Genomic DNA, 25,029 nt, shown 5'->3' on the forward strand with positions numbered 1-25,029 from the left:
GATCCCTGGACGGGCCATGGCGGGCGCTCAGGCGTAGAGCGCGGCCGGGTTTTCCGAGGTGCGGCTTCCTACAGCCGCTGGGTCAGCGTGAGCTTGATGTTACGGCCCGGCGCGTAGACCGCTTCGGCCAGATAGGGCTGCACGCTGCGGTTGAACAGGTTGTCCACGCTGAGGTTGAGCTTGGTGTCGGCCAGGCGGCCGCTGCCCTGCCACTGTGCGAACAGGCCATGCAGCGCATAGCCCTTGGAGGCGGGTAGCGCATAGGGCACGACCTCGTCGTCGGGCACCTTGGTCTGCGCCGCAACGAATTTGCCCTGCCAGCCCGCCGCGATGCCGGCGCTGGGCCATTTGCCGCCCACCACCAGGACCGCCTTGGGCGCACCGATGTCGATCAGCGGCTGATTCTTGGTGGCCCAGGGGTCGCGGATGGAGCCCTTGTGCTCGCCCTCCATCCAGGCCAGCGAGGCGTTGGCGAAGTAGCGGCGTGCGTCGTAATGTGTTTCCACTTCAACGCCCTGACTCTCGTAGCCCGGCAGGTTGCGATAGAACGGCATGTTGGGCGGCCGCGCAGTGCCGGGCTCGACGAACACACCGAAGCGCTTGTGGATGTTGTCGTGCACGCGGTTGCGGAAGAGCGTGAGCGTGGCGGCGAAGGCGTCGCCGGCGGACAGCCAGTTGCCGCGCTCGTACTTGAGCCCGCCGCGCAGGGCGGTCACCCGCTCCTTGCGCAGGCTGCGGCTGGTGGCGGGTGCGCTGCTGGCGGCCGATTGCACTTCGAACACTTCGTCGATCACCGGCGCCCGCCAGGTGCGGCCGGCGTCGGCGAACAGCGTGGTCTCCGGCGTGGCGCGCCAGGCCAGGGACAGGTGTTGCGACCAGCCGTCGTGTTCGACCTCGCGGTAGTCGTGGCCTGCTGCCGGGTCGTTGTAGCGCGGTGCGAAGTTGGGCTTGCCTGCGGTGCTCACGTGGTCATAGCGCAGCCCCGGCGTGAGGCTGAAGTCGCCCCATTGCAGCCGGTCTTCCAGCCAGCCGGACACGGTGCGCTGCGTGCCGGAGGGCATGTAGTAGGGCTGCAGCCAGCCGTAGTTGTAGCTGGCATCGGCCGTGCGTGTGTGCAGGAACATCAGCGTGTCGCGCTTGTGATGCTGGGCCTGCACGTCCAGGGCCAGCTGGTGCTGCACGGCGGCGGTGGCGAAGCTGGCGGTATTGCTCAGCTCGAACTGGCGGTCACGGTAGCTGGCGTGGCTTTCCTTGCCGAGGCTGGCGGCGAAGTCGCTGGTGATGCTGTCCGGGCGCGAGTCGTCCTGCTGGCTGAGCGACTGGCTGAGCTTGAGCTGCACATCCAGCAACGGTTGGCCGGCGGGCGTGTAGCGCCATTGCAGGGCCTGGGTGCGGTCGGTCTGGTCGCGCCAGAGCACTTTGCGCAGCCAGGCCTCGCGCTCGCCGTAGCGGGCGATCTCGGCCGGCGTGGGCGCAGGGACTTCATCGCGCTTGGCGGCAAACGGCGACCATGCCTTGCTGCGGCCCTCGATATGCGAGAGGGTCAGCCGGCTCTCGCCCAGCGGCAGCGTCAGCTTGAGCAGGCCCGAGCGGCTGTGGCTGGCCGAGAACTCGTACTCGCTGCCGTCTGCACGGGTCTGGTTGCCGGAATCGCGGGCAGTCAGCGCGGCCAGGAACTCCCAGGCCACCGCCGAGCCCGGCGCGGCGCGGGTGAAGACGCTGCCGGAGCTGATGCGCTGGCCGTCGTTGCTCGCGTAGCCCAGCTTGACCAGGCCGCCCAGCCGCTCGCCGGGGCGCAGCAGATCGGACGCGTCCTTGCTTTCCACCAGGATGGTGCCGCCGAAGCCGCCATTGCCATAACGCACCGAGTGCGCGCCCTTGTCGACCGTGATGCGCTTGATGAGTTCAGGCTCGATGAAGATGGAGCCCTGGCGATATTTCTCGAAGCCCTTGTTGGCGCCGTCGAGCTGGACCCGCACGTCCTCCACATCGCCAAAGCCCCAGATATTCAGGCTCTGTCCGCCCGGGCGCCAGCTGCCGTTGAGGTCCACACCGGGCAGGTTGTCCAGCAACTGCTGCACGGTCAGCGCCTGTTGGCGCTCGATCTCATCGGGCGTGATGCGGGTGGTGCCCGGCGTGATGCTGCTGATGCCGTAGACCCTGACGGTGGGCAACTCGGCGGGGGCGGCAGCCGACGTGGCAGCCGGGGGCGGTGCGGCAGGCCGTGCCGTGGCATCGGAGTCGGCCTGCGCGGTCAGCGGGGCGAGTGCGGCGAGAAGCGGTAGGAGTCGGAGCGAGGGGCGGTGATCGAAGCGCACGAAACAGATGCAAATGAGAATGATTCGCAATGAGTTTACATGCGCTTCACAGTCGCTTTGCAGTTCGTCCGGGCAAGGGCTGTGACAAGCCGCAGCCGTGTGGCCGCCCGGCGGGCTTTCAGCCGCTGCGTGCGCGCAGCGCCGTGCGGGCCTGCACGAAATTGAACGCGTAATTCACGGCCTCGGCGATCGCGTGGTCGATCTCCAGCCGCTCGTGTTCGGTCAGGTAGAAGGAGAAGTCCACCTCGTGCCGGATGTAGCGCGGTGGCAGGCGGTTGAGCGCCACGCAGGCCACGTCGCACAGCAGGTCGTTGCTGTTGGCGATCTCGGGGTGATCCTTGGCGGCGTCCATCACGGCGGCGAACACTTCGCGTTCGTGGTGGTTGTAGAGCGAGCTGAAGTCGGCGAGGGCCATGGTCTGCCTTTGAGAAGAAGACGCGAGGTGTCGTTGACGGCGCGTTGGGGCGCCAGCCCCGACTGTTCCAGATCAGGCCGCGCCTATGCCCGGGGTGATTCCCGAGGTCGGCGCTGCGGTGGCCGATCGGCGGGCGGCCGTGAAGTCCAGCATGCGGTTGATGCAGGCCTGGGCTTTCACGCGCAGCGGCTCGTCCACCTGGATCTGCGGTTCGCCACTCTCCAGGCAGTCCACCAGATTGGCCAGGCCGTTCATCGCCATCCACGGGCAGTGGGCGCAGCTCTTGCAGGTGGCGCTGTTGCCGGCCGTGGGCGCCTCGATGAGCGTCTTGCCCGGCGCCAGCTGGCGCATGCGGTGCAGGATGCCGTTGTCGGTGGCCACGATGTAGGCCGGCGCGTTGCCCTCGACGACGGCCTTGATGAGCGCCGACGTGGAGCCCACCACGTCGGCCTGCTCGACGACGCTCTTGGGCGACTCCGGGTGCACCAGCACGAGGGCGCCGGGATGCTGCTCGCGCAGGATTTCCAGCTCCAGCCCGCGGAATTCGTCGTGCACGATGCAGGCGCCGTTCCACAGCAGCATGTCGGCGCCGGTCTGCTCCTGGATGTAGCGGCCGAGATGCCGGTCGGGCGCCCACAGGATCTTCTGGCCCTTGGCGTGCAGGTCGGACACGATCTCCAGCGCGCAGGAACTGGTCACCATCCAGTCGGCGCGCGCCTTCACGGCGGCGCTGGTGTTGGCGTAGACGACGACCTGGCGGTCGGGGTGGGCGTCGCAAAAACGCGCGAAGTCGTCGGCCGGGCAGCCCAGGTCCAGCGAGCAGGTGGCGTCCAGGTCGGGCATCAGCACGCGCTTCTCGGGGCTGAGGATCTTGGCCGTCTCGCCCATGAAGCGCACGCCGGCGACGACCAGGGTCTGGGCCGCATGGTCGCGGCCGAAGCGCGCCATCTCCAGCGAATCGGAGACGATGCCGCCGGTGGCCAGGGCCAGGTCCTGCAGCGCACCGTCCACGTAGTAATGCGCCACCAGCACGGCGTTGTGCTGCTTGAGCAGGGCGGCCGCGCGTTCGGCCAGGGCGTGGCGCTCGGGCGGCGTCAGCGGTGCCGGCACCTTGGCCCAGGCATGCGCGGTGGAGCAGGCGCCGGCGGCGTCCTGCCGGGTGTAGTCGAAAAGGGTCTGGGACATCGGGGGCAAAGCGGGGCCGGTTACTGGCCGCAAGTGTCGCGCAGAGCCGACCCGCTTGCCCTCGGGCGCAGGCTTGGCCGGGCTCAGGGCAGGCGAATCCAGTCGCCTTCCATGACGCGCTGCGTCGTGGATCGCCCGTTGTCGACACGGTAGGTCACGGAGAGCTGCTTGCGCTGGCCCGGGGCCGGGTCGCCGCCGACGAGGCCGTTGCTGACCTCGGCCTCCAGCCGGCCGCCGCGCACCTGGCCGCGCAGCGCCTGGGTTGCATCCATGCGGCGGTTGCCGGCGCCGTAGTCGGCGCGTTCGATGGTGAGGCGGCCGCCCGCCTGCCGTGCCGGGCCCCAGTCGCCACGGCTCCAGCCGACGAACTGGTTGCCGTCCACCGTGCTGTATTCGCGGTACTCGAAGGTGCGCTGCTGGCCTCGCGAGTCGCGCGCCACGATGCGCAGCACCTTGGTCTGGCCGGGGGCGGGGTCCAGGCCGCCGAAGGTGTCGTTGCCCAGGCGAAAGCGCAGGTCACGTCGGGCCAGGTCGCGCAGCCGGTCGGTCACGTCGGCCTCGCGCCCGCCCACGCCGTAGGTGGCGTAGAGGATGGTGTACTGGCCGTCGTCATGGCCGTCGTTGCGGCCGTCATCGCGACGACCACCGTCTCCGTGCCAGCCGCGTTCCCCGCCATCGCCCCAGTTGCCGCCGCCCCAGCCGAGGAAGCGCGCGCCGTCGATCCAGTCGTGCTCGCGGTACTCGAAGGTCTGCTCGCGGCCGCTGCGGTCGCGTGCGTAGATGCGCAGCGTCTTCGTGCGGCCGGGCGCGGGGTCGACGCCGAACAGGTCGTTCTCCAGCTTGAAGCGGCGGTCGCGCCGTGCCAGGTCACGCAGGCGGCCGGTCACGTCCACATGGGCGCCGTCGGTGCCGTAGCGGGCGTGCAGGATGACGAAATCGCCGTCGTCGTCGGCATGGGCGGCCAGGGAGACGCCAGCAAGCAGGCTGGTGCCCAGGGACAGGAGCAGGGGGCGTCGTTGCATGGCAGTGGCCTTTCTTGCGCTGGATAAACCGCGCATGGTCGCATGGTTGTCTGCTCAACGTGAGCGCGCCGCGCCGGGTGGACAAGGGCGATGCGCCGCCACCGTAAGCCTTCGTAACCGGGCTGCTCAGGCCTCGGCGAAGAAGCGGCTCGGCGGCATGCCGACCGTGCGGGTGACCATGGCCGAAAAGGCGCTTGCGCTGGCGTAGCCCAGCTCGGCGGCGATGTGGCTCATGGGCCGGCCGCGCGCGGCCAGCGTGAGCGCGTGCGCCAGCAGCAGCTGCGAGCGCCACTGCGCAAAGCTCGTGCCCAACTGCTCACGGAAGAGCCGGCTCAGCGTGCGCGGGCTGGCGCCGGCCTCCAGCGCCCACTCGTCCAGGCCGGCGTGGCGGCCGGGCTCCTCCAGCATCGCCTCGCACAGCCGCCGCAGCCGGGCATCGCGCGGCAGGGCCACGCCCAGCGCCAGCGGCCGGGCGCGCCGCAGCTCGGCCAGCACGAGTTGCTCCAGGCAGTGCCGCCGGGCGTCGTCGTCGGGGTCTTCCGGCGGCGTCGGGTCGGGGGTGATGGGCAGCGCCAGCACCAGCTCGCGCAGCAGCGGCGACACCTCCAGCACGCGCCCGACCTGCCAGGCCTCGCCGGCCAGCAGCTCGGGGCCCAGGTAGAGCGTGCGCAGGTCGCACTGCTCGATGGCGGTGACGGCGTGGACGACGCCGGGCGGAATCCAGACCGCGCGCGACGGCGGCACGATGTAGGTCGACGCCTCGGTGTTGACGCGCACGGCGCCCGTCATCGAGAAGACCAGCTGCGCCCAGTCATGCCGGTGCGGCTGGATGTCGGCCAGGTGTTCGAGCACGCGCGCCTTGGCCCGCAGCGGCCGCTGCGGGGTGGGCGCGAAGCGCTCGGGCGAGAAGGACGGAAAGCTCCGGCGGCCGGACATGGCTGGATTTCGATAGAACTTGACGAACCATCGTAACTGCGCCGCCGTCCTGCTCTCTAGAGTGCGGGGATGAATGCCGCTCTTGCATCCTCCATCGACGCTGGCCAGCAGCGCCAGCGCGACATCGCGACCATCTCCACCATCGGCATTGCCCACGGCAGCTCGCACTTCTTTCACCTGTTGCTGCCGCCGCTGTTCCCGGCCTTCATCAACGAGTTCGGCCTGAGCTATTCGGAGCTGGGCCTGCTGGTGACGGTGTTCTTCGTCATCTCGGGCGTGGGCCAGGCACTGTCGGGCTTCGTCGTCGACCGCTTCGGGGCGCGGCCGGTGCTGTTCGCTGCCATGACGAGCTTCTTCTTCGCGTCGGTGGCTGGCGCGCTGGCCCAGGGCTTCGGTGGGCTGATGCTGGCGGCGGCGCTGGCCGGCGTGGGCAACGCGCCATTCCACCCGGCGGACTTCACGATCCTGAACAAGCGCGTGTCGCCGTCCCGGCTGGGGCACGGGTTCTCCGTGCACGGCATCAGCGGCAACCTGGGTTGGGCGCTGGCGCCGGTGTTCTCGATGAACATCGCTGCGGCCACCGGCAACTGGCGCTTCGCTTACGTGGGCACGGCGCTGGTGGCGCTGGCGGTGTTGGCGCTGCTGTTCTGGCAGCGCGACGCCATCGACGACCGCCAAGGCTCCTGGGGCCACGCCAAGCCGGCGGCAGGTGCCCAGATTGAACACCCGATGGCCTTCCTGAAGCTGCCGTCGGTGTGGCTGTGCTTCTCGTTCTTCTTCTGGACGACGGCGGCGCTGTCGGCCATCCAGAGCTTTGCCAGCCCGGCGCTGCAGCAGATCTACGGCCTGCCGCTGGCGCTGACGGCCTATGTCGTCACCGGCTACATGCTGACCGGCGCGGTGGGCATGGTGTGCGGCGGCTTCCTGGTCAATCGCGCCGAGCGGCTGGAGCGCACCATCGCCTGTGCGATGTGCTTTGCTGCCGGCATGTTGCTGCTGACCGCCACCGGCTGGCTGCCGGGCGGCCTGGCGGCGGCCGTCGCGGCGCTGGCCGGTTTCGGCACCGGGCTGGCCGGCCCGTCGCGCGACCTGCTCATCAAGCGCGCCTCGCCCCCCGGTGCGACGGGGCGCGTCTATGGCACGGTGTACTCGGGCCTGGACATCGGCTTCGCCGTGGCCGCGCCGGTGTTCGGCGCCATCCTCGACCACGGCCTGCCGCGCGCGGTGTTCGCCGGGTCGGCCGCTGCGCTGACGATGGGCATCCTGTCGGCCGGGCTGGTGGGGCTGGGCTTGGCGCGGCGGCGCACGCTGGCCGCAGCCGCCGGCTGAGCCACGCCAACGCGTTTCACCCGCGCGGCTGACCGTGCCGTCGCATTCAAGGGCGCCTGCATGGCACGGGCCGGTGCGGTTGGGCTCGCGATGGGTCGTAGCGCTTCCATCATGCGGCGACTTGATGGGTCGCGCTCATTCGCCTTGCCATCCAGTTCGGAGACCGCATCTCCGTCAACTGACTTCCGAGCGGTTTACACAAAAACTTGGACACGCCCTTGTCGACTTGACTTCTGCGGTGCCGCGTTTGGCGACAATGTTCGCTTGCAATAGACGTGGTCACCCCATGAGTTCCGTTATTCGTGCCGCCCTTGTCGTCGTGCTCGCCCTGTGCGGCGTTGTTCTTGCTGCGGTCTTTGCCATCAATGCGGTTCATGGGGCCAGCTTGTTGGACTATGCCAAGCCAGTGGTGGCCGTCTTGGTGGCGGCTCGTCTACTGTTGTGGCTTCGCCAGGACCGCGTCGAGACAAAGGGGCAAGCAGACAAGGCCCGCAGTGGCCGAAATACAAAAATGATCGCCATTGGCCTCGCCATTGGGCTGGGCGCACCGCTCGTGCTTTTTTGGCTCATCACGTCGGTCAGCAGGTAGCGCGTCCTCGGGTCGCTCTTGTGCCGTGAGATACGGTCACAAGGCTCTCGACTGCTGGGCGTGTTTTGCGGCAGACGGTGGGCGCGATGGACAGGCGTGCTGATGCTGCTCGGCATCGGTTTGTATCCCGTCTTGAAACCGGATAAAGCCCACGTCACCGGTGAAGCGGGGCGCGAAGCAAGCACGATCGGTCGTTTCATTTTCTTGCTGCTGCTGATGACCTGGTGGATCTGGGCGTTCGGTTTCTCGGCCAAGGCCAAGCGCTTCTTCCGCATCGGCGGCAGCGCAGCACCCTGAGCGGCTGGCCCTACCATGCGCTGAATCGTTTGCCTGGGTGATGCCCACAGCCGCATGAAATTCAAGAACTTCGTCACTTCGCCCGTCCTTGAGCACAACGCCTTCCTGGCCTTGCTGGTGGCGGTCAGCGTCGCCTTTGTCTGGATCTTGCTGCCCTTTGGCGGCGCGGTGTTCTGGGGGGCGGTCATCGCCATCGTGTTCCGCCCGGTCTACGCGCAGTTGCGTCAGCGCTGGCCGCGCTGGCCCACGGCGTCGGCGCTCGCCACGCTGTCGCTGATCGTGTTGATCGTCGTGCTGCCGCTGGCGCTGCTGACCGGCATGCTGGTGAAGGAGGGCGCGGCGTTGTACCAGCGCGTGCAGTCCGGCGAGACGGATTTCGCGCGCTACTTCGAGCAGGTGGTGGCCGTGTCACCGGACTGGCTGCACAGCCTGCTGCAGCATTTCGGGCTGACCGACTTCAAGGAACTGCAGGCCCGCATCAGCGCGGCCATCGGGCGCGGCAGCGAAGCCATCGCCACGCAGGTCTACAGCGCCGGGCAGAACGCGCTGGACATGGTGGTGGGCTTTTGCGTGATGCTCTACCTCGCGTTCTTCCTGCTGCGCGACGGCGCTGCGCTGAGCGACCGCATCCGCGACTCGGTGCCGCTCGCACCGGACCATCGGCGCCATCTCGCGGCCAAGTTCATCACCGTCATTCGCGCCACCGTGAAGGGCAACGTGCTGGTGGCCGCCACGCAAGGCGCGCTGGGTGGCCTGGCGTTCTGGTTCTTCGGCATCAAGGGCGCGCTGCTGTGGGCCGTGGTGATGGGCTTTCTGTCGCTGCTGCCGGCCATCGGTGCGGGGCTGATCTGGCTGCCGGTGGCGATCTACTTCCTCGTCACCGGGGCGGTCTGGCAGGGCGTGGTGCTGATCCTCTACGGCGTGCTGGTCATCGGGCTGATCGACAACGTGCTGCGACCGCTGCTGGTCGGTAAGGACACGCAGATGCCCGACTACCTGGTGCTGATCTCCACCATCGGCGGCATGGCCGTGTTCGGCATCACCGGCTTCGTCATCGGCCCGGTCATCGCGGCGATGTTCATGGCGGTGTGGGACCTGTTCGCCACGGCCCGGCAGGCCGCGCTGGCCGCGCCTGCGGCCGTCACAACAGACGAGGCCGCCCCTGGCGATCAAGGCTAGCGCGGCCACCGCGCGCCGGGGCTTCATCGGCTGGGTGAGCCGGCATGCCGGCCGACTGGCGGCGGTGCTGGGCGGGGTTGGCGCCGGCTAAAGTGCCGCCATGACCACACCCGTCACCTCTTCACGCCTCGCCGGCCATGCGCTGGTGGAGGCGCTGATCGCGCAGGGCGTCGACACCGCATTCGGCGTTCCCGGCGAATCCTTCCTGGCCGTGCTCGACGGCTTCCACGAGTACCGCAGCCGCATCCGCTTCGTCGCCTGCCGGCAGGAAGGCGGCGCGGCTTTCATGGCCGAGGCGCAAGGCAAGCTGACGGGCCGACCCGGCATCTGCTTCGTGACCCGCGGCCCGGGTGCGACGAACGCCAGCATCGGCCTGCACACCGCCTTCCAGGACAGCACGCCGATGATCCTGTTCATCGGCCAGGTCGCCAGCGACCAGCGTGACCGCGAGGCCTTCCAGGAGGTGGATTACCGCCAGATGTTCGGCCCCGGGACGCTGGGCATGGCCAAGTGGGTGGGCGAGGTGCATGACGCCGAACGGCTGCCCGAGTACGTCGCGCGCGCCTTTCACACGGCCCAGCAGGGCCGCCCGGGCCCGGTCGTGCTGGTGCTGCCGGAGGACATGTTGACGCAGGCCATCGCCGCGCCGGTGATCGCGCCCGCACGGCCCGCAGTGGCGGCGCCCACGCCCGCGGCGCTGGCCGAGCTGCGGGAGCGGCTGGCCGCGGCGAAACGGCCGCTGGTCATCGCCGGCGGCGGCGGCTGGACGGCCGAGGCCACGGAGGCGCTGCAGCACTTCGCCGAAGCCTGGCAGCTGCCGGTGGGCTGTGCGTTCCGCTTTCAGGACTTGTTCGACAACAGTCACCCGAACTACGCCGGCGACGTGGGGATCGGCATCAATCCCAAGCTGGCCGCGCGGGTCAAGGCCGCCGACCTCATCCTCGCCATCGGCCCGCGCCTGGGCGAGATGACGACCGGCGGCTACACGCTGCTGCAGGCACCGCGGCCGGCTCAAGCGCTCATCCACATCCATGCCGGCGCCGAGGAGCTGGGCCGCGTCTACACCGCCGAGCTGCTCATCAACGCGAGCATGAGCCAGGCCGCGCCGGCGCTGGCGCTGCTGCCGCCGCCGGCCGAGCTGCCCTGGCGCGACTGGACGGCGGCGGCGAACGCCGACTACCGCGCCAACCTGCAGCCCACGCCGGTGGCGCCGCTGGACATGGCCGAGGTCATCCGCCTCATCGACGCCAAGCTGCCCGAAGGCACGATCTTCACGAACGGTGCCGGCAACTACAGCGGCTGGCTGCACCGCTTTCACCGCTACACGGCGCTGCACCGCTTCGGCAAGACGCAGCTGGCGCCGACATCGGGTGCCATGGGCTACGGCGTGCCGGCAGCGGTCGCCGCTTCACTGCTGCAACAACGCCCCCAAGCCACCGCTTCGCGTCGGCTGCCCCCCGAGGGGGATCAGCCGGCTTGGGTCGGCCCGGCGCCGGCTGAGGACCGCTGGGTCGTCAACATCGCCGGCGATGGCGACTTCCTGATGACCGGCCAGGAGCTGGCCACGGCCACCGGCTATGGCGCCAGCAAGCTGCTGGTCGTCGTGGTCGACAACGGCACCTACGGCACCATCCGCATGCACCAGGAGCGCGAGTACCCGGGCCGCGTGTCCGGCAGCGACCTCTTCAACCCCGATTTCGCCCGGCTGGCCGAGGCCTTCGGCTTCGCGGCGTTCAAGGCCGAGAGCACCGCCGAGGTGGGCCCGGCGCTGGACGCGGCCATTGCCGGCGGCAAGCCGGCGCTGCTGCACCTGCGCCTGTCCAGCGACGTCTCCACCTCCCGCACCACGCTCACGGCCATCCGTGATGCCGCGCAAAAGAAGAACACCCATGCTTGAACTCCAACTCCGCGGCGACTACATCGAGCTCGACAAGCTGCTCAAGGCCACCGGCCTAGTCGAAAGCGGCGGCCGGGCGCGCGTGCTGATCGCGGCCGGCGAGGTGAAGGTCGACGGCAACGTCGAGCTGCGCAAGACCGCCAAGATCCGCGCCGGCCAGGTGGTCGAGTTCGGTGGTCAGCAGGTCAGCGTCACGGCCCCTGCCTGACAGGGAAGTCCCTTTCCCTAGTTTGGCAATTTCAGGGAATGCCCTGCGTTGACCCGTTGAAGCGAAAACGAAACACTGTTCCAGCTGCTCGCTGAACGAGAAGAATTGCCGGATGCCGCCGGGCATGCGGGCCTCGACAGCGGTGGCAGCGCGGTGCGCCTGCTGTGCCCGCTTCCGTCGCCTGACGTCCGTGCGAGCCGGTGCCGCGCGTGCTGCCAGCCCCCCTCGGCCTGCTGCCGAGTTCTCCGTTCCCCGACCGATGACGCGCTGCGCGCCTGACCCCTGACGGGCCAGGTGCGGGGTGGGCCTGCGCCTGCCTCTCCCGCGCCACGACCACGGGGCGCTCACGCACAACGATCAGCGCGTCCCGCAGCCAGCGAGGGCGCGCGCAGGAGACGCTCTCATGATTTCACGCATGCCCAACCGGGGCCTGCTGGCTTCGTCCATCTCGCTCGGCCTGCTGGCCTGCGGTGGCGGCCAGGGCAGCCCTGTCGCGTCGGTGACGACGCCGTCCAGCAGCAGCACCACCGCCACGGCCCTGGCCGCGAACGGCGCGACGCCGGCTGCCACCGCCAGGCCGCTGGCCGCGCGTGATCCCAAGCCCATCGCGCCCGCGCCCACGCCGGCCATCGACGCCGTCACGCTGACCGACACGAGCGCGCCGCTGCTCTTCGACGTCGGCACGCGCAGCTACGCCGCGCCGGCCACCATCAGCGGGCTGCACAACCCCAGCAACTACCGCGCGGCGCCGCGCCTGCCGGGCTGGCAGTTCGCGACCGTCGACCCCACCCACGGCGTGCTGACCTTCGAGCGCGAGACGGCGCCGGACATCGGCTGGCACGGCCAGTCGCGCAAGGGCAAGGTGCTGGTCACCGGCGGCTCGTCGGCCGCGGCCAACCGCGTCTACACGGTGTTCAACAAGGAGCAGCTGTTGGCCGCGCTGCGCGAGGCGAAGAACGAACCCAAGATCATCCGCATCGTCGGCCACATCGACTTCCGCTGGCGCGACAACAACACGGTGTTCGAGGAGTACACGGGCTTCCTGGACCAGAAGAACGGCGGCTCGTTCTCCATTCCGTCCAACACCACGCTGGTGGGCATCAACGACAGCAACGGCCGGCCGGCGCGCATCACCGGCACGCAGATCCTCATCGGCCTCGAAGCCGCGCAGGCCGCGGGCGGAGACCCGGAGGCCGACTTCAAGAAGTGGGTCGCCGCCGGCAAGGACCCCGAGCTCTACCCGACCTGGACGCGCAACATCATCCTGCGCAACCTGCAGATCGACACGCCCTGGGACGTGAACCCCGAGGACAGCGGCAACGCCTACATGGACGGCCTGACCGTCACGCGCGGCCAGCAGATCTGGATCGACCACGTGACCATCAGCGACGGCGACACGCCTGACTCGCTGGCCAGCGACACCCGCCACGACGGCGCGCTGGACGTGGTGCGCGGCAGCGACTACGTGACGATCTCCAACAGCGTGTTCAGCAAGCATCACAAGACCACGCTGGTCGGCAATGGCGACGCCGGCCGCGCCTGGAGCGACGCCGGCCGCCTGCACGTGACGCTGACCGGCAACTGGTGGAACTTCCCCGGCAGCCGGCTGCCGCTGGTGCGCTTCGGCCAGCTGCACATGTATAACAACCTCATCACCGGCAGCACGACGACCAGCGACGACGACCTGAAGTTCGGCTCCGGCCTGGATGCGCGCTACCAGTCCGACGTCCTCAACGAGAGCAACTTCTACGAGTTCACGGGCCTCAAGCCCAAGGAGGTCTGCGGCAAGTTGGCGGGCGGCAAGGACGCGATCTCGATGCGCAGCAGCGGCCACCGCTTCATCAGCGACAAGGGCGATGACGGCAAGGCGATGACGGCCGTCATCGACATCTCGCTGCAGGGCTGCGAGGGCGTGCCTGTCGCGCAGAACTGGGTGCCGCCATACGCCTACACGCTGCGCAGCGCCGACGTGGTGCGCACCGCCGTGCAGGCCGCCGCCGGCGCCGGCCGGCTGGGCAGTTACGCGACGTCCGGCCCGGTGCCGTCGCCGCTGCCCAGCTCGCCCACGCCCAGCCCGACGCCGGCGCCCACGCCGGCACCCACGCCGGCTCCAACCCCCGCGCCCACGCCGGCCCCGACGCCAGCGCCCACGCCCGGCACCGCCTGCACCGTGACGCTGCCCTGCGCCACCGGCAGTGGCGAAGCCGTGCTCAGCAGCGTCGTCACGGCCAACGTGCCCGCCGCCAGCTACGCCCAGGCCACGGGCACCTACACGATGAGCGGCGCCGGTGTCGTCAACACCGGCAGCCCTTACGCGTTCAACTTCAAGTACACGCTGCTGACCGGCGACTTCACGTTCACGGCCCGTGTGCTCGCGCAGGGCGGCAGCGCCGACTCGGCCCGTGCTGGCGTCCTCGCGGCGGACGCGTTGACCGGCACACCGGTCTACGCATGGACGGCGCGCTACGCGTCCAGCGGCGAGATCCGGGCCGCCATCAACGCCAACAACAAGGCAGCGCTGAGCGGCTTCTCGACGTCGACGCCGCCGGTCTGGGTGCGCGTGCAGCGGCGTGGCAACGCGCTGTATTCGGCCGCGTCCGCCGATGGTGTGACCTGGGCCGAGAAGACCAACGTCAGTGTCACGGCCAGCAGCCTCTACGTGGGCTTGGCGCTTTCGTCGGGCAGCAACAGCGCGGTCGTGACGGCCGATTTCGACAACGTCAGCATCGTCGGCGGTGGCCGATGAGGGAAGGAAGCGCAGCGATGAAATTCGAACGACAAGCCCTGGCCGCGCTGCTGGCGGGCCTCGCCATGGGGGCGGCCCAGGCAGACGCCGTCAATGAAGTGGCTTACGGCTCGATCAGCGGTACGGCCATCACGTTCTCGGAGCTGACCGACGGCGCCACCCTCGACGGCCTGCTGAGCAGCGGCGGCGTGCAGTTCGGCGAGCGTTTCTTGGGCCAGGAACTGGCCGTGGCCAAGGCGCCGCGGCTGGGCTCCACCACGCAGCAAGACTGGTTCGACGACCTCAGCCACGGCAGCCCCGCCGCAGGCCTGACGCTGCTGGCCGGCGCCGCCGGCGCCAACCTCGGCGCCTACGACTACGGCGACGCCAATGGCGTGGCGCTGTTCGGCGCGGGGCCGCTGGCCGGCGCTGCCGACGGCTTCGGCGCCATCTCGGCGCGGTTCGCGTCGCCGGTGTCGGCGCTGGGCTTCCAGCTGCGCGACGCCGACGGCGGTGCGATCACGCTGAGCCTCTACCGCCTTGACGGCAGCCTGATCCAGAGTGTCGACCTGAGCGGCCGCACCGATGGCTTTTTCGGCTTCTCGCGCAGCGGTGCGACGGCAGACGTCGCCGGCTTTTCGCTGACCAACCGCGACGGCTACTACGGCGTGTCGCTGGACAACCTCGTGCTGTCCGTGGCGGCGCCGGTGCCCGAGCCCGGCAGCTATGCGCTGATGCTGGCGGGCATGGCCGTCATCGGGGGCGTGGCGCGGCGGCGCCGGCGCGATTGAAGCCGCGCCGCTGGCCTTGCCGTGTCAGTGCGCCAGCAGTTCGAGCAGCCGGTCCAGGCCGCCTGCGTTGATGGCGATGCGTGCCTGCTCGCGCACCTTGGGCTTGGCGTGGTAGGCCACCGACAGGCCGGCGGCGCCCATCATCGGCAGGTCGTTGGCGCCGTCGCCAACGGCCATCGCCTGCTCGGGCCGGCAGCCGACGCGTTCGCAGCACGCCAGCAACATCAGGCGCTTCTGCTCGCCGTCGCAGATGTCGCCCCAGTCCTGCATGACGACGCGGCCGGTCAGCGCGCCGCCTTCGATCTCCAGCTCGTTGCTGCGCACGAAGTCCATGCCCAGCTCGGCGGCCACAAACCGCGCGAAGAACGTGAAGCCGCCCGACACGAGCACCAGCTTCAGCCCGGCCGCCTTCAGCACCGCGCACAGCTCGCGCGCGCCGGGGTTGAACGTGAGGCGCTCGGCCAGCACGCGGTCCAGCACGGTGGCGGGCACGCCGGCCAGGATGGCCAGGCGGCGGCGCAGGCTGTCGCGGAAATCGGTGATCTCGCCACGCATCGCGGCCTCGGTGATGGCGGCGACTTCCTGGCCCTTGCCCGCCAGCGCGGCGATCTCGTCGATGCACTCGATGCCGATCAGCGTCGAGTCCATGTCGAACGCAGCGAGCTTGAAGTGCGACAGCGGGGGCAGGGCGGGGCCGTCGCGCAGGACGAGGCCTTGGGTGTCGGTGGAGGTCACGGGGTCGGGAAATCGGGGCCGGCGAAGGCCCGGATTATCCCGCGCGGCTCAATGGCGGCGGCGCAGCGCCAGCAGGCCCAGCCCACCCAGCAGCAGCGCGGCGCTGGCGGGTTCGGGGACGGCGGTCAGGATGCCGAGTTCGAAGCTCGCGCCGTTGGCCAGCCCCACGCCGTTCATGTTCACCGTCACGCTGTGATCGGTGAAGCTCAGGCGCGATGCGTTGAAGCCGGCGATGGTGGTGCCGACCAGCGTCACGCCGGTGATCTTGGTGCCGCTGCCGTACAGCGCGGCGAAGGTGAAGGCGTTCGTCGTGATGTCGTCGAACCCGGCGCCGCCGCCTGTGTATTGATAGCGGATGCCGTTGTCGCCGATGTCGACCGTCTGCGTGCCGGCGCTCAGCGTGTCACAGATCTGCGCAGGGCCCGGGCAGGTGATTTCGATGCCGCTGCCGACCACGACGCTGTCCAGCGTGTGCCGGGCCGAGCTGCCGACGTAGTCGTAGTGCACATCCACCGTCGTGCCGAGCAGGCTGTCGGCATGGGCCACCACAGGCAGCAGTGCGGCAACAACGAAAGCCAGCTTCTTCATCAGGGTCTCCCGGTCAACGGATGGTCAGTCTAGGCAACCCGTCCGCCGCTGGCCCTCCCTAGCTTGCCTTGACCGGCTGCCCCAGCAACCGCAGCACCTCGCGCACGGCCTGGGCGCGGTCTTGCGGGCTGGAGAGCTGCTTCTCGATGCGCAGCTTCTCGTTGCCCACCAGCTTGATGTTGCGGTTCTTCTGCACCAGCTCGATGACGCGCATCGGGTCGATGGGCGGGTTGGGGCGGAAGTTGAGGTTGATGATGCTGGGCGCCGCATCCACCTTGATGACGCCGTAGGGCTTGGCCAGCACGCGCAGCCGGTGCAGGTCGAACAGCGTCTGGCCCTGCGTGGGCAGCTTGCCGAAGCGGTCGGTGATTTCCTCCAGCATCGCGTCGATCTGCTCGGGCTTGTCCGCCGTGGCCAGCCGCTTGTAGAGCGAGAGCCGCACCTGCACGTCGCCGCAGTAGGCGTCGGGCAGCAGGGCCGGGGCGTGCAGGTTGATCTCGGTGTTGGTGGAGAACGCGCCGGTGGGCGAGAGGAGGTCGGGCTCGCGGCCCGACTTGAGCGCGCGCACGGCCTCGCTCAGCATGTCGTTGTAGAGCTGGAAGCCCACTTCCATCATGTTGCCGCTCTGGTTGTCGCCCAGCACCTCGCCGGCGCCGCGGATCTCCAGGTCGTGCATGGCGAGGTAGAAGCCCGAGCCCAGTTCTTCCATCGCCTGGATGGCGTCCAGCCGCTGCGTGGCCTGCTTGGTCAGGCCTTGCAGGTCCGGCACCATCAGGTAGGCATAGGCCTGGTGGTGGGAGCGGCCCACGCGGCCGCGCAGCTGGTGCAGCTGGGCCAGGCCGAACTTGTCGGCGCGGCTGATGATGATGGTGTTGGCGCTCGGCACGTCGATGCCGGTCTCGATGATGGTGGAGCACAGCAGCAGGTTGTGCTTGCCCTGCACGAACTCGCGCATGACGCGCTCCAGCTCGCGCTCCGGCATCTGGCCGTGGGCGATGACGATGCGCGCCTCGGGCACCAGCTCCTCGAGCTTCTGGCGCCGGTTCTCGATGGTCTCGACTTCGTTGTGCAGGAAGTAGACCTGGCCGCCGCGCTTGAGCTCGCGCAGCACCGCCTCGCGGATGGTGCCGCTGCTCTCGGCGCGCACAAAGGTCTTGATGGCCAGCCGGCGCTGCGGCGCGGTGGCGATGACCGACAGGTCGCGCAGGCCCTCCAGCGCCATGCCGAGAGTCCGCGGGATGGGCGTGGCCGTCAGCGTCAGCACGTCGACCTCGGCGCGCATGGCCTTCATGGCCTCCTTGTGGCGCACACCGAAGCGGTGTTCCTCGTCGATGACCAAGAGGCCCAGCCGGTTGAACTTCACGTCAGACGACAGCAGCTTGTGCGTGCCGACGACGATGTCGATGGTGCCGTCGGCGATGCCTTCCATCGCCGCCTTGATCTCCTTGGCCGAGCGGAAGCGGCTCATCTCCGCCACCTTGACCGGCCAGGCGCCGAAGCGGTCGGCGATGTTCTGGTAGTGCTGCTCGGCCAACAGCGTGGTGGGCGCCAGGATGGCCACCTGCTTGCCGCCCATGACCGCGACGAAGGCGGCACGCAGCGCCACCTCGGTCTTGCCGAAGCCCACGTCGCCGCAGACGAGGCGGTCCATGGGCTTGGGCGAAATCATGTCCTGGATGACCGCGTGGATGGCGGCGCGCTGGTCGGGCGTTTCCTCGAAGCCGAAGCTCGCTGCGAAGGCTTCGTAGTCGTGGCCCGAGTAGCGGAAGGCGTGGCCCTCGCGGGCGGCGCGGCGGGCGTAGAGGTTCAGCAGCTCGGCGGCCGTATCGCGCACCTGCTCGGCGGCCTTGCGCTTGGCCTTTTCCCACTGGCCGCTACCCAGCTTGTGCAGCGGGGCTTCTTCCGGGCTCACGCCGGTGTAGCGGCCGATCAGGTGCAGCTGCGACACGGGCACGTACAGCGTCGCCTTGTCGGCGTATTCCAGGTGCAGGAACTCGCTCTTCTGGCCGTCGCCCACGTCGATGTTGACCAGGCCGCAGTAGCGCCCGATGCCGTGGTTGATGTGCACGACGGGGTCGCCCACCTTCAGCTCTGACAGGTCCTTGATCAGCGCGTTGACGTCGCTGACCTGCTCCTGCTTGCGGCGGCGGCGCGTGGTGGGCGTCGTCGCGAACAGCTCGGTCTCGGTGATGAGTTGGACCGGGCGTTCTGTGTCGACCCAGAAGAAGCCCGCGGCCAGCGGCGCCGCCGTGATCGCGTATTTCTCGTCACCCGCCCAGAACTCGGCCAGGTCCTTCACCGACGGCGGGTCGATCTTGCTGTCGCGCAGCTGCTCCAGCAGGCTCTCGCGCCGGCCCTCGCTTTCGGCCACCAGCAGCACGCGGTGCGGCGTGCTCTTCAGGTGCGCCTCCAGCCGCGCCATGGGCTCCTGCGTGCCGCGCTCGACGCTGACGTCGGGCAGCGGCCGCGCAAAGTCGACGGGCTCGGCGCCGCGCACGGACAGCACGGCGTGTGGCTTGGCCAGGCCGAAGAAGTCCTCGGCCGTCAGGAAGATGTCTTGCGGCGGCAGCAGCGGCCGCTCGGGGTCGTGCTGCAGGAAGCGGTGGCGTTCCTTGGTGTCCGTCCAGAAGCGCTGGATGGCCTCATCCACCTCGCCGTGCAGCGCGAGGCCCGCCTCGGCGCCCAGGTAGTCGAACACGGTCGCTGTCTGCTCGAAGAAGATCGGCAGGTAGTACTCGATGCCGCCCGACGCGATGCCCTCGCCGATGTCGCGGTAGAGGCGCGATTTGGTCGGGTCGCCGTCCATCTTCTCGCGCCAGCGGTTGCGGAAGGCCTTGCGCGCCGCCTCGTCCATCGGGAACTCGCGGCCGGGCAGCAGGCGCACGTCGGGCACGGGGTAGAGGCTGCGCTGGCTGTCGGGGTCGAACACGCGGATGGAGTCCACCTCGTCGCCGAACAAGTCCACGCGGTAGGGCACGGTGGAGCCCATCGGGAACAGGTCGATGAGGCCGCCGCGCACCGCGTACTCGCCCGGCTGCACGACCTGGCTGACGTTGGTGTAGCCGGCCAGCGTGAGCTGGCTGCGCAGCGAGGCTTCGTCGAGACGCTGCTTCTGCTTGAAATTGAAGGTCGTGCCGGCCAGGAAGCTGGGCGGTGCCAGGCGGGCCAGCGCGGTGGAAGCGGGCATCAGCACGACGTCGATGCTTTTCGTCTTCTTGCTCTGCAGCAGCTCCCACAACGTGGCCAGCCGCTCGGAGATCAGGTCCTGGTGGGGGCTGAAGCTGTCGTAGGGCAGGGTCTCCCAGTCCGGGAACACGGCGACCTTGAGCTCCGGCGCGAAGAACTTCAGCTCGTCCTCCAGCCGCTGCGTGTCGCCCGGCTCGGCGGTGAACACGGCCGCGAGGCGCCCGGCGTCGCGCTGCTGCTGCACGAAGCGGGCGAGCAGCAGGGCGTCGGCCGAACCCAGCGGGCGGGGGTGGGTGAACTTCTTGCCGGGTTGAACCACCGGCAGCGAGGACAGCGTCATGAGGACCTACAAACGACAACAGCCCCGAAACGGGGCGGGGGCCTGTGCGCCACGCGGCCTTTCGGCTCTCGGCGGCTCGCTGGGTGGGCGGCCGGCGGTCGTGGCGTTAACGAGCACGTGAATTTTAGGGACGCCATGGCCTTTGGCCGATGGTCAGGGGTATGGCTAGCATCTCGACTCGTCACACCGGAGATTTCATGCGCCGTCGCCACGCCCTGAGCCTGCTTGCCACATCCCTGGCCCTGAGCCTGCCCGCGCGGGCCGCACCCAGCGAGGGCGAACGCTTCCATCAGTGGCTGGGCGCCCAGTGGGAGCTCACCTTGCAGCGCCAGCCCATCCTGGCCACGTCGCTGGGCGACCCGCGCTACAACGACCGCTATGTCGATGACACCACGGCAGCTCACCGCGCGCAGACCCGCCGTGAGCTGCAGCAGCAGCTCAAGGAGCTGGCGGGTTTCGACAAGGCCAGGCTCTCGGCCAAAGACCGCGTGTCCTACAGCATGCTGAAACTGGACCTGGAGCAGGACCTCGCCGGCCAGCGCTTTCCCGACTGGATGCAGCCCATCAGCCAGATCGGCGGCATGCCCAGCTTCCTTGCGCAGATGGGCAGCGGACAGTCCATCCAGCCGTTTCGCAGCACCAAGGACTACGACGACTGGCTCAAGCGCCTGGCGCTGGCCGTGCCCAGCTTCGACGGCACCATCGCCAATATGCGTGCCGGGATGAAGGCCGGCGTGACCCAGCCCCGCGCCGTCATGGACAAGGTGCTGCCGCAGCTGCAGGCGCTGGCCGTGAGTGATCCTGAGAAGAGCCTGTTCTGGGAGCCGATCAAGGCCTTCCCGGAGGCCGTGCCGGCCGCTGACCGCGAACGCATCACGGCAGCCATGCGCGAGTTGCTGTCCACGCGGGTGCTGCCGGCCTACGCGCGGCTGCTGGCATTTGTGCGCGACGACTACCTGCCCAAGGCCCGCGCGAGCACGGCGTGGTCGGCGCTGCCCGACGGCAAGGCCTGGTACGCCTACCGGGTTCAGCAGTCCACGACGCTGAAGCTGACGGCCGACGAGATCCACGCGCTGGGCCGCAAGGAAGTGCAGCGCATCCTCGGCGAGATGGAGGGCGTGCGGCGCCAGGTCGGCTTCGAGGGTGACCTGAAGGCCTTCTTCAAGTACCTGCAGGACGACCCCAAGTTCTACTTCACGCAGGCCGAGGACCTGCTGGCCGGCTACCGCACGCTGCAGAAGAAGATCAACGGCCTGACGCCCAAGCTCTTCGACATCCATCCCAAGGCTGACTACCAGGTCAAGGAGGTCGAGGCCTTCCGCGCCGAGAGCGCTGCCGGCGCGTCCTACGAGGAGCCCTCGGCCGACGGCTCGCGGCCCGGCGTGTTCTATGTGAACACCTTCAACCTGAAGGCCCAGCCCATCTACGGCATGGAGACGCTGTCGCTGCATGAGGCCTCGCCCGGCCATCACTTCCAGATCTCCATCGCGCAGGAGGACACGACACTGCCGGCCTTCCGCCGCTTCGGCAGCCACTACACGGCCTATGTCGAAGGCTGGGCGCTGTATGCCGAGAGCATCGGCAAGGAGCTGGGCCTCTTCACCGACCCCTACCAGTGGTACGGGCGGCTGTCGGACGAGCAGCTGCGCGCCATGCGCCTGGTGGTGGACACCGGCCTGCACGCCAAGGGCTGGACGCGCGAGCAGGCCATCCGCTACATGCTGGACAACTCGTCCATGGTGGAGAGCGACGTGGTCTCGGAGGTCGAGCGCTACATCGTCTGGCCCGGCCAGGCGCTGGGCTACAAGATCGGCCAGTTGGAGATCACCAAGCTGCGCCGCGAGGCCGAGGTGGCGCTGGGCGACCGGTTCGACGTGAAGGGCTTTCACCGCGTCGTGCTGACGGCCGGGCAGGTGCCGCTGCCCGTGCTGCGGGAGCTGGTGCAGAGCTGGGTGAGCGAACGCAAGGGCGGTTGATACCGCCACACGCGCGGCGGAATTCCGCCGGCGGCGGGCGGGCTTGGTTCTATGTGGCGGAAAATCGCCGCACAACGCGCAAAATCCCTGCGCATTGCCCGGGTGCGACGGCGCACAAGCTTGGCACGCAAGCTGCTCATCCTGGGGCATCCAACCCAGGAGACAGCATGTCCGCCATCCAGTCCCCGTCCTCGGCGTCACCCAGCGCCGCGGCGGATCCCATCGAGTTCAAGCGCGTCAAGGCGATCTTCGTCGGCTCCATCGGCAACCTCGTCGAGTGGTACGACTTCTACTGCTACGCCGCGTTCTCGCTGTACTTCTCGTCTGCCTTCTTCCCGTCCAGCGACCCGGTCGCTCAGTCGATGTCGACGGCCGCCATCTTTGCGCTGGGCTTCTTCGTGCGCCCCATCGGCGGCCTGCTGTTCGGCTACATCGGGGACCGCTACGGCCGTCGCCTGGCGCTGATGCTGTCGGTGCTGCTGATGTGCGGCGGCTCGCTGATGATCGCCTGCTCGCCGACCTACGCGACCGTGGGCGTGTGGGCCCCGGCGCTGCTGCTCTTCGCGCGCCTGCTGCAGGGCCTGAGCCTGGGCGGTGAATACGGTTCCAGCGCGACCTATCTCTCCGAGATGGCCACGTCCAAGCACCGCGGCTTCTACTCCAGCTTCCAGTACGTGACGCTGATCGGCGGCCAGCTGACCGCGCTGGTCGTGCTGCTGGTGCTGCAGAACTTCGTGCTCGACACCGCCGAGCTGAAGGCCTGGGGCTGGCGCATCCCGTTCTTCATCGGCGCTGGCCTGGCCATCGTGGCCCTGATCATGCGTTCCGACCTGCCGGAGACCAAGGCCTTCGAGACCCAGCGCGCCCGCAACAAGGACCGCATGGGCGGCTTCAAGCTGCTGATGCAACACCCGCGCGAGTGCCTCATCGTCATCGGCCTGACCATGGGCGGCACGCTGGCGTTCTACGTCTACACGACCTACATGCAGAAGTTCCTGAAGCTGTCGGTCGGCCTGACCGACGCGCAGACGACCGCCGTGTCGGCCGGCAGCCTGGTGTTCGCCGCGATGCTGCAGCCGATCTACGGCGCGCTGTCCGACCGTATCGGCCGCAAGCCGCTGCTGCTGGGCTTCGCCATCCTGGGCACCATCTTCACGGTGCCGCTGCTGACGGCCATCCGCCACGCCCAGGGCCCGTGGGAGGCCTTCGGCCTGATCGCCTGCGCCTGGCTCATCGTCAGCGGCTACACGTCGATCAACGCGGTCGTGAAGGCCGAGCTGTTCCCGGCCTCCATCCGTGCCACCGGCGTGGGCGTGCCCTACGCCATCGCGGTGTCGGTGTTCGGCGGCAGCGCCGAGTACGTGGCGCTGTGGTTCAAGCAGTCCGGCATGGAGAGCGGCTTCTACTGGTACGCGACCGCCGTCATCGCCTGCTCGCTGATCGTCTACCTGCTGATGCGCGACACGCGCCGGCATTCGCGGATCGATGCTGAGTCTGCCGAGACCTGATCGCGCCGCGCCGCGCTGGCTGCGCTCCGTCGCGCGGCTGGCGCTGCTGGCCCTGGGCGGCGTGGCTTTGGCCTACGCGGTCTGGTGGCTGTCCCTCGACCTGGCCCTGGCCCAGACCCGCGACGACGCGCAGCGACACCTGCGCTTCGTCGCCCATGAGCTGACCGGCGCGCTCGACAAGTACGAGGCAGTGCCGCAGGTGCTGGCCCGTCATCCGGCGCTCTCCGCGCTGCTGGCCGAGCCGGCCTCCAAGGCCCGGGCGACCGAGGTCAACGCGCTGCTGGAGGGCGTCGCTCACGACGCCGCCGCAGCCGCCATTTTTCTCATCGATGCCAAGGGGCTGACCCTGGCGTCGAGCAACTGGCGCGACGAACAGACGTTCCTCGGCCAGACCTACGCCTACCGCCCGTATTTCCTCGACGCGCTGGCGCGCGGCAGCGGGCACTTCTACGCGCGCGGCGCGACGACCGGCACGCCCGGCTACTTCATCGCGCACCGGCTCAACGGCCCGCGGCCTGGCGTCGTCGTGCTCAAGGTCTCCATGGAGGAGATGGAAGTCAACTGGGCCCGCAGTGCGGGTGAGCTGATGCTGGCCGATACGCTCGGCGTGGTGTTTCTTGCCACGCGCCCGGAGTGGAAGTACCGCGCGCTGCGCCCGCTGACGGCGGCGATGCGCGCCGATCTGCAGGCCACGCAGCAGTATGGTGATCTGCCGCTGGCACCGCTGCAGCGCAAGGTGTCGAGCCTGCCCACGGCGGAGCGCGTCGAGCGTGTGGCCATGGGCACCGCGTCGCTGCGCGCGCTGGTCATCGAGCAGCCCGTGGACAGCCGCGGCTGGACGCTGTTGTCCTTCACCGAGATCCACGGCGCCGAGCAGATCGCCGCCGGCCGGGCCTGGGCGACGGCGCTGGCCTGGGTTTCGCTGCTGCTGGCGCACGCCTATTGGCAGCTGCGCCGCCGCCGGGCACGCGAGCGGCTGGTCGCCCAGGGCGAGTTGCGCGCCGCCCATGACAACCTGGAGATGCGCATCGCCGAGCGCACGCGCGAACTGCTGGCGCGCGTGGACGAACTGCACCGCACCGAGCGCACGCTGCGCGCCACGCAGGACGAGCTGGTGCAGGCCGGCAAGCTGGCCGTGCTGGGGCAGATGGCGGCCAGCATCACGCATGAGATCAACCAGCCGCTGGCGGCACTGCGCGCGCTGAACGACAACGCGCGCGTCTTCCTGGAGCGCGGCATGCAGGCCGACGCCGAGGCCAATCTCGACGCCATCGCCAACCTCACGCAACGCATTGCCGGCATCGTCGCCCAGCTCAAGGGCTTTGCGCGGCGCGACGAGTTGCGCGTGCAGCCGGTGCCGGTGGCGCCGGCCTTCCATGCGGCACTGGCGCTGGTCGGCGCCGAGGCGCGCCGGCAGGGCGTGCGGCTGGACTGCCCGCCCGTGCCCGACGGCCTGGCCGTCATGGGCCAGCAGGTGCGCATCGAGCAGGTGCTCGTCAACCTGCTGCGCAACGGCATCGACGCCAATGCCGAGAAGGGCGGCGGCACGGTCACGCTGAGTGCCACGGTCGAGGGCGACCAGGCGCTGCTGCGCGTGACCGACGACGGCCCCGGCCTCAGCGAGGACGTGCAGGCGCGGCTGTTCGAACCCTTCTTCACCACCAAGCGACGCGGCGACGGTCTGGGCCTGGGCCTGTCCATCTCCGCGTCCATCGCCAACGCCCTCGGCGGCTCGCTGCAAGGCGGCAACCGGGAGCAGGGCGGCGCGCAGTTCACGCTGCGCCTGCCCATCGCCTGACAATTTC

The 25,029-nt window shown here is 69.3% G+C and carries 19 protein-coding genes; 11 read left to right on the forward strand and 8 right to left on the reverse strand.

From position 1 onward, the window contains the following. Positions 1–68: 68 nt before the first annotated feature. The 5 genes from ACG00X_RS14710 to ACG00X_RS14730 all read right to left on the reverse strand — a co-directional run bounded on the left by ACG00X_RS14710 (position 69) and on the right by ACG00X_RS14730 (position 5,876). Positions 69–2,318, reverse strand: a complete 2,250-nt coding sequence (locus ACG00X_RS14710) for a TonB-dependent receptor domain-containing protein (RefSeq protein WP_394488940.1) — start codon at positions 2,316–2,318, stop codon at positions 69–71. 118 nt (positions 2,319–2,436) lie between these two features. Continuing rightward, positions 2,437–2,733, reverse strand: coding sequence for a late competence development ComFB family protein (locus ACG00X_RS14715; protein WP_394488941.1), 297 nt, complete (start codon positions 2,731–2,733; stop codon positions 2,437–2,439). Positions 2,734–2,805: 72 nt separating this feature from the next. Beyond that, positions 2,806–3,918 carry a quinolinate synthase NadA gene (gene nadA, locus ACG00X_RS14720; RefSeq protein WP_394488942.1) on the reverse strand — a complete coding sequence of 371 codons (1,113 nt, stop codon included), beginning with the start codon at positions 3,916–3,918 and terminating at the stop codon, positions 2,806–2,808. Positions 3,919–4,001: 83 nt separating this feature from the next. Continuing rightward, positions 4,002–4,940, reverse strand: a complete 939-nt coding sequence (locus ACG00X_RS14725; protein WP_394488943.1) for a hypothetical protein — start codon at positions 4,938–4,940, stop codon at positions 4,002–4,004. Between the two features lie 126 nt (positions 4,941–5,066). Continuing rightward, complete coding sequence (locus tag ACG00X_RS14730) at positions 5,067–5,876, reverse strand: AraC family transcriptional regulator (RefSeq protein ID WP_394488944.1); 810 nt, start codon at positions 5,874–5,876, stop codon at positions 5,067–5,069. 69 nt (positions 5,877–5,945) lie between these two features. Between ACG00X_RS14730 and ACG00X_RS14735 the strand changes: the two genes are divergently transcribed. The 8 genes from ACG00X_RS14735 to ACG00X_RS14770 all read left to right on the forward strand — a co-directional run bounded on the left by ACG00X_RS14735 (position 5,946) and on the right by ACG00X_RS14770 (position 14,891). Further along, positions 5,946–7,205: an MFS transporter gene (locus ACG00X_RS14735; RefSeq protein WP_394488945.1), complete on the forward strand. Its 1,260-nt coding sequence runs from the start codon at positions 5,946–5,948 to the stop codon at positions 7,203–7,205. Positions 7,206–7,491: 286 nt separating this feature from the next. Beyond that, positions 7,492–7,794 carry a hypothetical protein gene (locus ACG00X_RS14740; RefSeq protein ID WP_394488946.1) on the forward strand — a complete coding sequence of 101 codons (303 nt, stop codon included), beginning with the start codon at positions 7,492–7,494 and terminating at the stop codon, positions 7,792–7,794. A 96-nt stretch (positions 7,795–7,890) separates the two neighbouring features. Continuing rightward, complete coding sequence (locus ACG00X_RS14745; protein ID WP_394488947.1) at positions 7,891–8,091, forward strand: hypothetical protein; 201 nt, start codon at positions 7,891–7,893, stop codon at positions 8,089–8,091. 54 nt (positions 8,092–8,145) lie between these two features. Continuing rightward, positions 8,146–9,270 (forward strand): AI-2E family transporter, encoded by a 1,125-nt coding sequence (locus tag ACG00X_RS14750; protein WP_394488948.1) that lies wholly within the window; start codon positions 8,146–8,148, stop codon positions 9,268–9,270. Between the two features lie 100 nt (positions 9,271–9,370). Further along, a complete protein-coding gene (locus tag ACG00X_RS14755; RefSeq protein WP_394488949.1) occupies positions 9,371–11,167 on the forward strand; it encodes a thiamine pyrophosphate-binding protein in 1,797 nt (598 codons plus the stop codon). Beyond that, the gene (locus tag ACG00X_RS14760) at positions 11,160–11,375 is read left to right on the forward strand and encodes an RNA-binding S4 domain-containing protein (protein WP_394488950.1); all 216 of its coding nucleotides are present in this window, start codon (positions 11,160–11,162) and stop codon (positions 11,373–11,375) included. Before ACG00X_RS14755 ends, ACG00X_RS14760 begins: the two co-directional genes overlap by 8 nt. A gap of 403 nt (positions 11,376–11,778) precedes the next feature. After that, on the forward strand, positions 11,779–14,121 hold the full coding sequence (locus ACG00X_RS14765; RefSeq protein WP_394488951.1) for a pectate lyase family protein: 2,343 nt from the start codon (positions 11,779–11,781) through the stop codon (positions 14,119–14,121). A 17-nt stretch (positions 14,122–14,138) separates the two neighbouring features. After that, positions 14,139–14,891: a PEP-CTERM sorting domain-containing protein gene (locus tag ACG00X_RS14770; protein WP_394488952.1), complete on the forward strand. Its 753-nt coding sequence runs from the start codon at positions 14,139–14,141 to the stop codon at positions 14,889–14,891. Between the two features lie 24 nt (positions 14,892–14,915). Here ACG00X_RS14770 and serB read toward each other — a convergent pair whose 3' ends face one another. The 3 genes from serB to mfd are packed head-to-tail and all read right to left on the reverse strand — an operon-like array spanning position 14,916 to position 19,740. Further along, complete coding sequence (serB, locus tag ACG00X_RS14775; protein WP_394488953.1) at positions 14,916–15,626, reverse strand: phosphoserine phosphatase SerB; 711 nt, start codon at positions 15,624–15,626, stop codon at positions 14,916–14,918. Positions 15,627–15,674: 48 nt separating this feature from the next. Further along, positions 15,675–16,214: a PEP-CTERM sorting domain-containing protein gene (locus ACG00X_RS14780; RefSeq protein WP_394488954.1), complete on the reverse strand. Its 540-nt coding sequence runs from the start codon at positions 16,212–16,214 to the stop codon at positions 15,675–15,677. A 58-nt stretch (positions 16,215–16,272) separates the two neighbouring features. Next, positions 16,273–19,740, reverse strand: coding sequence for a transcription-repair coupling factor (gene mfd / locus ACG00X_RS14785; protein WP_394488955.1), 3,468 nt, complete (start codon positions 19,738–19,740; stop codon positions 16,273–16,275). A gap of 197 nt (positions 19,741–19,937) precedes the next feature. Between mfd and ACG00X_RS14790 the strand changes: the two genes are divergently transcribed. From ACG00X_RS14790 to ACG00X_RS14800, 3 genes are all read left to right on the forward strand, one after another. Continuing rightward, positions 19,938–21,716, forward strand: coding sequence for a DUF885 domain-containing protein (locus ACG00X_RS14790; RefSeq protein WP_394488956.1), 1,779 nt, complete (start codon positions 19,938–19,940; stop codon positions 21,714–21,716). A gap of 167 nt (positions 21,717–21,883) precedes the next feature. Then, the gene (locus tag ACG00X_RS14795) at positions 21,884–23,224 is read left to right on the forward strand and encodes an MFS transporter (RefSeq protein ID WP_394488957.1); all 1,341 of its coding nucleotides are present in this window, start codon (positions 21,884–21,886) and stop codon (positions 23,222–23,224) included. Beyond that, a complete protein-coding gene (locus ACG00X_RS14800) occupies positions 23,202–25,022 on the forward strand; it encodes a sensor histidine kinase (protein ID WP_394488958.1) in 1,821 nt (606 codons plus the stop codon). Before ACG00X_RS14795 ends, ACG00X_RS14800 begins: the two co-directional genes overlap by 23 nt. The last annotated feature ends 7 nt before the right edge of the window (positions 25,023–25,029 follow it).

The sequence above is a fragment of the Pelomonas nitida genome (assembly GCF_043555975.1).
Lineage (GTDB): Bacteria > Pseudomonadota > Gammaproteobacteria > Burkholderiales > Burkholderiaceae_C > Pelomonas > Pelomonas nitida.